Here is a 6,580-nt window from a genome sequence, read left to right on the forward strand (position 1 = left end):
GGGTTGGGGTGGGTCGGGGCGCTGCGAGGCCGTCAGCCGGGGGCGTGGCGCTGTGCGCCCCTGTGAGGCCCTGAGAGCCCTGTCGGTGCCGCCGGGCCGCGCGAGACGGGTTGAGGCCGTCTCGCGGGCATCCAGCGGCCTTCCTGGGCCCGCTACGGCGAAGCCGACGGCTTCTCCGTCTCGAACTCGATGACGATCACGTCGTCCCTCGGGTGGAACCGGATCGCGTCATCCGCGATCACCGCGTCCCGCGCCAGCCCGTGCACCTCCCGGTACGTCCGGCAGGCAGCCGCCGTCGCCGCGTTGATGTCGCCGATGCACACGCCCCACGGTTCGGCGGCGGGCACGATCCAGCGGCGGATGGTGCGGGTGACGGTCTCGCTGGTGTACGTCGCCACGACTCAGGCCCCTTTCGACTGCTGCGCGACGGCTACAGGCCACGACCAGCCCATGCGCGCCCGATGCCGCTTCCCACCGTGTCCGGCAGGGAGGTTGCACGGCCGAGGCGCGTACTCGGTCAGGCGCTTCGGGGCGCCGATCGACCCGCACTCGGGCTCGCCCGGGTTCGCGAAGTCCTTGAAGTGGTCGAGGTGCAGCAGGGTGCTTGCGTCGTCGCGGTAGCAGATGTGTGTCACGCAGCTGCCGCAGAACTCGCACTCGGTGCATTCGTCGAGGCGCCACGGGGCGACGAGGATTCCGAAGTGGGCGGTGTAGTGGCGGTTCGCGCAGGGCGTGTTCCACGGGCGGGCCATGGGTCAGGCCTCCTTCGGCTGCTGCGGGATGAGGACGTCCGCGCCGCACTGGGCGCACAGTCCGCCTTCGGGTAGGTCGTCGGAGTCGAGCGGCGTCCAGGAGGCGCCGACGTCGTCGGAGTGGCGGGTGCAGTACAGGTAGAGACCGCCGGGCGACCGGTAGGCGACGGGCGTCTTGGTGTCGTTGCCGGGCTGCGCCGGAACAAGCGGGCCGGGCGCGGGGTCGGGCCGCGTGTCGTCCGGGAGCGTGGAGCACCACTGGCACTCCCAGTCGCGGCCGGGGGCTGACTTCTGGTCGTGGCAGGTGTGCCGCTCCTCGACGGCGGGAGGATGGACGGCTGGTGTCGTGTCGGCGGCCACACCCACCACAGGCACGGCGGCGTCGAGCGCGGCCAGGACCCGAAGGCCCGCGTCGGCGTACAGGCGGCTGGCGGCTTCCCGAATCTGTTGCTCGGCCGCACGGTGGGATGCGGCCCGATAGTCGGTCGGCGTCATGCCCAGCGCGGCGGCGGTCTCGGCGGTACTGGCGGCGGCCCGGTCTGCGGGGGCAGGCAGCACCGACAACACCGCATCGGCGACCTCGTCGGCGCGGACGGCGGCAATCGGCTTCGGCAGGGTGTCCATCAGCAGCGGCTGCACAGCGGCGGCGATGCGGTCCCTCAGCGCGGCCCGGTCTGCGGCAGGCACAACAGCAGCAGACGCGACCCGAAGCCGACGAACCTCGTCGATCAGCACGGCGAGGATTCCCGGCGAGGCGGTCACGGCGCCCATGGGCGTAGCGCGGGCCACAAGCGCTTCGTACTCGGCGAACCGCTCCTCGGAGAGCGGCTCGGCTTCAGTGGTGTCGGTCACAGGGTTGCTCCTTGGAGGGGCCGGCCACCTGGGGGCGGCACGGCGGTGGGTAGGGTCGGGCGGTAGACCCCCGCAGGTAACGGCTGCGGGGGTCGCTTCATGCGCCGAACAGCGACGGCGTGTGGTGCAGCTCGTCAAGCCAGCCGCGCATCCGGGCGAGGTTCTTGTCCGGGCCGAACGCGAGATACGTGCCGTCCGCGCTGTCGCAGCCGAACCACTCCGCGATCCGCAGCCGGTGCAGGGAGTTCACGCGGCCCATGTGGACGGCCACGCCCCGCTCCCTCGCCTCCCGGGACAGCCGCTCGGCGATCGGGCCGGTCTTCCATTCGGTGTCTCCGGCGAGGAACAGCACGTCGAACTCGCCCCAGGGGATGAGCCCGTTCTCGCAGCCGTTCTGCGCGGCGAACGCGGCCGGCACCCCGAGTTCGCGGATCGCGGCGAGCCACGGCCGGGACTCGTCGAGCGTGGCGGCTGCGTTGAACGGCACGTCGGGGGCGAGCGCCCACAGGCACAGGTCCGGGCCGTACCGGGAGACGGTGCGCTGTAGCCAGTCCCACCAGCGTTGGGTGCCGGGCCAGTTGCGGCCCTTGCCGTCGCAGCCGAACTTGCCGTTGTCGCACGCGTACAGCGCGCCTTCGGGGATGCGGTTGCCTTGTGCCGGGGTCGTCATGCAGCCGATGAGCCCGGCACTCATCGCGGCGCGCACGTCAGGCCCCGAGGGAGTGCCGAGATACATGACCACGGCGCACCTGCCGGACGACGAGAACGACGGCAACGGGGAGGGCGGTGGCCCACAGCATCTTGCCGACGAGCTGGCCGCCGACGGTCTGCGTCGTGATCGGGAATCCGGCGAGGGCGAGGAACACGTAGGTGTCGACCACGGCCCCGGCTATGCCGGAGGCGAGGGCGGCGCGTGCCCATCCGCGTTCCCGGAGCGGCGTGTACACGGCGGTGTCGAGGAGTTCGGCGAGGACGAACGCCACCGTGGACGCGATGGCGAGGGCGGGTGAGGTGAGGGCGGTCAGTGCGGCGCCGGCTCCGATTCCGGCGAAGACCCAGTGGGTTCCGGCGTAGTCCTGGACGGCGTCGCGCAGGAGGAGTGCGGCTCCGGCGGCGTAGGTGCCGGCGGTGGTCGCCAGGCCGAAGCCGGTGGGGACGATGCCGTAGCGGGTGGTGAGCCAGTTCGCGGCGACGATGGCTGTGATGTAGGCGGTGAGGGCGATGGCGCCTCGGAGGTTCACGTGCTGCTCCTTGTGTGTGGGTTGGTGATCGGCGGGGGCTACACGGCAGACGAGGCGGCGGCGGGCTTGTGCTGCTCGCACTCCCACTTGGAGCCGATGTGCTCGCGGTAGTGCGTCATCGTGATCAGTTCGGTGGTCAGGCCCGCCCGCTCGGCCTTGGCACGGTCGCGCTTGGTCGGATTGAGGTGGCGGTGGGCCTGGTCGGCGGTCGCGAGGACCCAGCCGCTGTCGTCCACGGCCTCCACGACGGCGAGGACGGCGGAGACGATGCAGCCGCAGGGGCGGCGTTGCAGCCAGCCGCATTCGTCGAGGGGGACTGGCTGGCCGTTGACGGTGACGGTGAGTCCGGTGGTCATGTCGGGTCTCCTGGTGGTGGGTGGTCAGACGACAGACGAGACGGCGGCGGTGTTGGCCAGGCGGAGGAGTACGGCGGCGTGGCAGTGGTCCGGCTGGCCCGGTTCGGGCAGCGGGCAGGTGCAGGCGAGGTCTTTGCCGCGCAGCAGGTGGAGGTCGGCGAGGATCCGGCGGCGGTCGAAGACCTGGCGGCCGATGCGGTAGGTCTCCTCGTACCAGCCGCCTTCGGTGCCGACGCGGAGCCACTCGGCGTAGTTCTGGGCGCAGGCGCTGCGGGGGTCGCCCATCTCGGCTTCGATGGCGCCCGCGATGGTGAACGGGTTGCCGAAGCGGGAGGGGCGGCTGACGATCACGCAGTTGTCGGGCTTGCGCCAGCCTTTGGTGCGGCGGCGTTGGATGCGGGCGGGTGCGGTCATGGCGGTCTCCAGCGGTCAGCGGGTGGTCGGAGCGTTGAGGGCGCGGGCGATCGTCAGCGTGTGGTCGATGCCGCACCAGCCGCACTCATCACCGCCACGCTCGGCGGGGTCGAGCATCGCCATGCAGGCCAGCCAGTCCGCGACCGCGGCGCCGACCGTGGGCTGCATGGCCGCGATGTAGGCGGCGTCGGCGGACTCGTTCGGCGTGAGGTTCGTCGAGATCATTCCGTGGCAGTCGGTTGCGGGGACGTCTGCCGGGGCTTGGATCACGAGGTGCGGGTATTCGGCGTCGTGCTTGCGCCAGGGCAGTTGTGTGGCGGCGGCGGTCAGGGCTCGGAGCCTGGCGGCTGCGGTACCGAGTTCACCGTCGCGCCCCGTTGTGTCCCGTTCAGTCATGTCGTGTCCTAGCTTGTGGTAATGGCGGGCAGTGGCGATGGGGTCGCGCGCGGTGCTGATCCGTTAGGCGGCGGTAGCGCGGACGAGGGCCCCGCTCCCCGGACACGGGTGACCGTGCGGCCCGTGGCGTCGGATACGGCCGGCGAGGGTGATGAGGTGGCGGACGGTGCAGTGGGGGCAGCGGGCGCGGTCGCGGGAGGGGGGTTGGGGTTGGGTGCCGCGGGGGATGTGAAGGCCCCAGCCGAAGGTCATGAGGTATTCGGCGGCGCGTTCGGCTGCGGCGCGTGGGGTTTGCTGGTCGGCGGGTGTGGCGAGTCGGTAGTCGTCGAGGGCGGCGGCGATGACGGCGACGGCGGCGTCGGGGATGGCGGGCATCAGTCCTCCAGCGGGAGCGCGTCCTGGCTGCCGGTCTTGGCGCCTTCGCGGGCGAGGCACTGGCGGCAGACCTCGGGGTAGTGGATGGCGAGCGAGGAGTGCAGGGCCATGGAGGTCTGGAACTTGACGTGTTCGGCGAGGAGGCCGTGGGCGGCCATGTCGTCGATGGCCTCGTCGGTCATGAGCGGCTCGTCGAGGGGGATGTGGCAGCCGCAGGGGCAGCCGGGTTCTCCGCCGATGCCGAGGGCGGCGGTGTGGGCCCAGCAGGCGTTGTGCCGGCGTTGGCGGCAGGCGGGGCAGATCGTTGTCTTCTCGCCGAAGGGGACGACGGTTTTGCCGGGGCGGAGTTCGGAGTCTTGGGCGCGGTAGCCGCGGGTGTGGCCTCGTCCTCGGGTCACCGGCCGTCCTCCGGAATCGGGTAGCCGGCGGCGGCAAGGTCTTCGATGAGGACGTCGCGGCCTTCGCTGCTCGCATACCAGTCGGCGACGATCCGCATGACGTCGTCGCGCTGCTGCTCGGCGCGCTGCCGGAACTCGTGCGGCGTGGGCCGGTAGCGGCGCTGGATCGTGACCGTGTACGAGTCGGTGGGGTTCTGCCCGTCTTGCAGGTCGAGGGAGACGCTGCGGGTGCTGGGCGCGGTGATCTCGGTTTCGAGGTAGTTCTCGGCGCTGTACTCGTCGAGCATTCCGCGCATGGAGGCGACGAGGGTCAGGAGGATTTCGCGGGCGGGTTCGGTCTCCAGGGTGACGACGCCGTCGCGGATGTTGAGGCTCTTCATGAGGGTGCCGTCGGTGAGGATTTCGGCGGCCGTGTCTCCGAGGGCGTCGAGGGCGATGTCGCCGAGGAGGCGCCAGTCGCCGTCGTTGAGGCGGTGCCATTCGTGGTGGGTCTCGCGGAGGGCGGCGGTGATGGCGCGGGCGCATCGGAGGCGGCGGTCGTAGCGCTGTTGGTCGGTGAGTTCGGGCGTGGCGGTCACTAGCTGGCTCCTTCGGGGCGGGTGCGGCTGGTGTGGGCTTGGATGCGTGCGTCGTGGGACTGGACGGTGAGTCGTCGGCCGCGGGGGCTGGTGCAGCGGATACCGGGGGCGGCCTCACACCAGGGGCAGCGGATCTGCCACTCGGGCGGGTGGTCGGTCACAGGGCCTCTCCGGCTTCGAGCCGTCGGAGGACGGCAGCCGAAGCGGCGAGCCGCTGTTCGATCTCCGCCTGTTCCGCCTGCGGGTCCGTTGCCTCGCCGGAGCGGGCCGGATGGGTGGGCCGCTCCTTCCCCCGCGGGGTACGGCACGGCCGGCCGATCGGAGCCGAGCACTTCGGGCACTCCACGCCGAGCGGGCCAGGGCGGCGGACTGCGGCCGTCTCGTCGTCCTCGGCCGGTATGTCGCGGCCGACGCTGGCGAGGAACTCGGCAACCTGCTTCGTCGGTCCGCCGGTCAGTGCGGGGGCCCGCGATGGGGCGGGCGCGGTGCCGCTGCCGACGGCGTACTGCTGGCCGCGGAGCCGCTTGATGAAGTCCGGGTCGTCGAGGCCGGCAGGGGGCTCGTAGACGAAGTTCTCCAGCCGCTCGGCCCGCACGGCACGGCGGTGGGTGACGACGTCTGCGGGCTGGATCCACAGCCGTCCGCCGTCCTTGGCGGGGGTGGCGTAGTAGCGGGCCACGGCCTCGAAGCAGTCGTCGTCGAGCGGGATCTTCTTCAGGGCGGCGGCCCATGCGCGCTTGGCAATCTGGGAGGGCTGTCGGTTGTCGTAGGCGGCGCAGGCGGCGAGGAGCTGCTGTGCTTCGTCGGGTGTCACGAGATCTCCTCCTCGGAGGGCAGCGAGAGCCAGCCGTGGACGCGGGCGTCGGTGCCGGTGAGGGTCTGGCCGGTGGGGAGCTGGATGACCTTGCCGCCAGGGGTGTGGTTGCGGCGGGAGGCGTAGGCGGCGGAGTCGCGGATCCACTTCTGCCAGGCGTCGTGCCAGTTCTTCTTGCGGCGGCCTTCGGATCGGAAGTGGGAGATGAACTGTTGGGTTTCGAAGTCGGGGTCGAGTCCGGGGAAGGTGCTGGCGACCCAGCGGCGCATGGTGTCGTTCAGGTGGAAGTCGTCGGGGAGTTCGTGGAGAGAGGTTCGGCCGTCAGGCCGCGGGCCGGTGGTGTCGGCGGGTCGGGCGAGTTCGACGACGCCAGCCGCCTCTCTCTCGGGGCTGGGGTACGGGGC

Annotated in this window: 13 protein-coding genes; all 13 read right to left on the minus strand. The window is 71.6% G+C overall.

Going from position 1 to position 6,580, the window contains the following annotated elements:
• Positions 1 to 152: 152 nt before the first annotated feature.
• Positions 153 to 398, minus strand: a complete 246-nt coding sequence (locus P1P70_RS37710) for a hypothetical protein (protein ID WP_319245800.1) — start codon at positions 396 to 398, stop codon at positions 153 to 155.
• Between the two features lie 3 nt (positions 399 to 401).
• On the minus strand, positions 402 to 752 hold the full coding sequence (locus tag P1P70_RS37715) for a hypothetical protein (protein WP_319245801.1): 351 nt from the start codon (positions 750 to 752) through the stop codon (positions 402 to 404).
• Positions 753 to 755: 3 nt separating this feature from the next.
• Positions 756 to 1,604: a hypothetical protein gene (locus tag P1P70_RS37720; RefSeq protein ID WP_319245803.1), complete on the minus strand. Its 849-nt coding sequence runs from the start codon at positions 1,602 to 1,604 to the stop codon at positions 756 to 758.
• A gap of 97 nt (positions 1,605 to 1,701) precedes the next feature.
• Positions 1,702 to 2,340: a hypothetical protein gene (locus tag P1P70_RS37725; protein WP_319245805.1), complete on the minus strand. Its 639-nt coding sequence runs from the start codon at positions 2,338 to 2,340 to the stop codon at positions 1,702 to 1,704.
• Positions 2,312 to 2,845 carry a VUT family protein gene (locus tag P1P70_RS37730; RefSeq protein WP_319245807.1) on the minus strand — a complete coding sequence of 178 codons (534 nt, stop codon included), beginning with the start codon at positions 2,843 to 2,845 and terminating at the stop codon, positions 2,312 to 2,314. The genes P1P70_RS37725 and P1P70_RS37730 overlap by 29 nt, the downstream gene beginning before the upstream one ends.
• Before the next feature lie 38 nt (positions 2,846 to 2,883).
• Positions 2,884 to 3,201 carry a hypothetical protein gene (locus P1P70_RS37735; RefSeq protein ID WP_319245808.1) on the minus strand — a complete coding sequence of 106 codons (318 nt, stop codon included), beginning with the start codon at positions 3,199 to 3,201 and terminating at the stop codon, positions 2,884 to 2,886.
• 24 nt (positions 3,202 to 3,225) lie between these two features.
• Positions 3,226 to 3,615 (minus strand): DUF4326 domain-containing protein, encoded by a 390-nt coding sequence (locus tag P1P70_RS37740; protein WP_319245810.1) that lies wholly within the window; start codon positions 3,613 to 3,615, stop codon positions 3,226 to 3,228.
• Between the two features lie 15 nt (positions 3,616 to 3,630).
• Complete coding sequence (locus P1P70_RS37745) at positions 3,631 to 4,011, minus strand: hypothetical protein (protein WP_319245812.1); 381 nt, start codon at positions 4,009 to 4,011, stop codon at positions 3,631 to 3,633.
• Positions 4,012 to 4,074: 63 nt separating this feature from the next.
• Positions 4,075 to 4,386: a hypothetical protein gene (locus P1P70_RS37750; protein WP_319245814.1), complete on the minus strand. Its 312-nt coding sequence runs from the start codon at positions 4,384 to 4,386 to the stop codon at positions 4,075 to 4,077.
• Positions 4,386 to 4,784 carry a hypothetical protein gene (locus P1P70_RS37755; protein ID WP_319245816.1) on the minus strand — a complete coding sequence of 133 codons (399 nt, stop codon included), beginning with the start codon at positions 4,782 to 4,784 and terminating at the stop codon, positions 4,386 to 4,388. The genes P1P70_RS37750 and P1P70_RS37755 overlap by 1 nt, the downstream gene beginning before the upstream one ends.
• Positions 4,781 to 5,362 (minus strand): hypothetical protein, encoded by a 582-nt coding sequence (locus tag P1P70_RS37760; RefSeq protein ID WP_319245817.1) that lies wholly within the window; start codon positions 5,360 to 5,362, stop codon positions 4,781 to 4,783. The genes P1P70_RS37755 and P1P70_RS37760 overlap by 4 nt, the downstream gene beginning before the upstream one ends.
• Before the next feature lie 157 nt (positions 5,363 to 5,519).
• The gene (locus tag P1P70_RS37765) at positions 5,520 to 6,176 is read right to left on the minus strand and encodes a hypothetical protein (protein WP_319245819.1); all 657 of its coding nucleotides are present in this window, start codon (positions 6,174 to 6,176) and stop codon (positions 5,520 to 5,522) included.
• Positions 6,173 to 6,580, minus strand: a 408-nt coding sequence (locus P1P70_RS37770) for a hypothetical protein (protein ID WP_319245821.1), incomplete at its 5' end; no start/stop codon positions are given. The genes P1P70_RS37770 and P1P70_RS37765, both read right to left, overlap by 4 nt.

Origin of the sequence: Streptomyces sp. MB09-02B, from assembly GCF_033794485.1 — a bacterium.
GTDB lineage: Bacteria > Actinomycetota > Actinomycetes > Streptomycetales > Streptomycetaceae > Streptomyces.

Coding starts and splice junctions, on each gene's coding strand:
- P1P70_RS37715 (WP_319245801.1), bottom strand. CDS start 752: ATGGCCCGCCCGTGGAACACGCCCTGCGCGAACCGCCACTACACCGCC.
- P1P70_RS37725 (WP_319245805.1), bottom strand. CDS start 2,340: ATGTATCTCGGCACTCCCTCGGGGCCTGACGTGCGCGCCGCGATGAGT.
- P1P70_RS37735 (WP_319245808.1), bottom strand. CDS start 3,201: ATGACCACCGGACTCACCGTCACCGTCAACGGCCAGCCAGTCCCCCTC.
- P1P70_RS37740 (WP_319245810.1), bottom strand. CDS start 3,615: ATGACCGCACCCGCCCGCATCCAACGCCGCCGCACCAAAGGCTGGCGC.
- P1P70_RS37745 (WP_319245812.1), bottom strand. CDS start 4,011: ATGACTGAACGGGACACAACGGGGCGCGACGGTGAACTCGGTACCGCA.
- P1P70_RS37750 (WP_319245814.1), bottom strand. CDS start 4,386: ATGCCCGCCATCCCCGACGCCGCCGTCGCCGTCATCGCCGCCGCCCTC.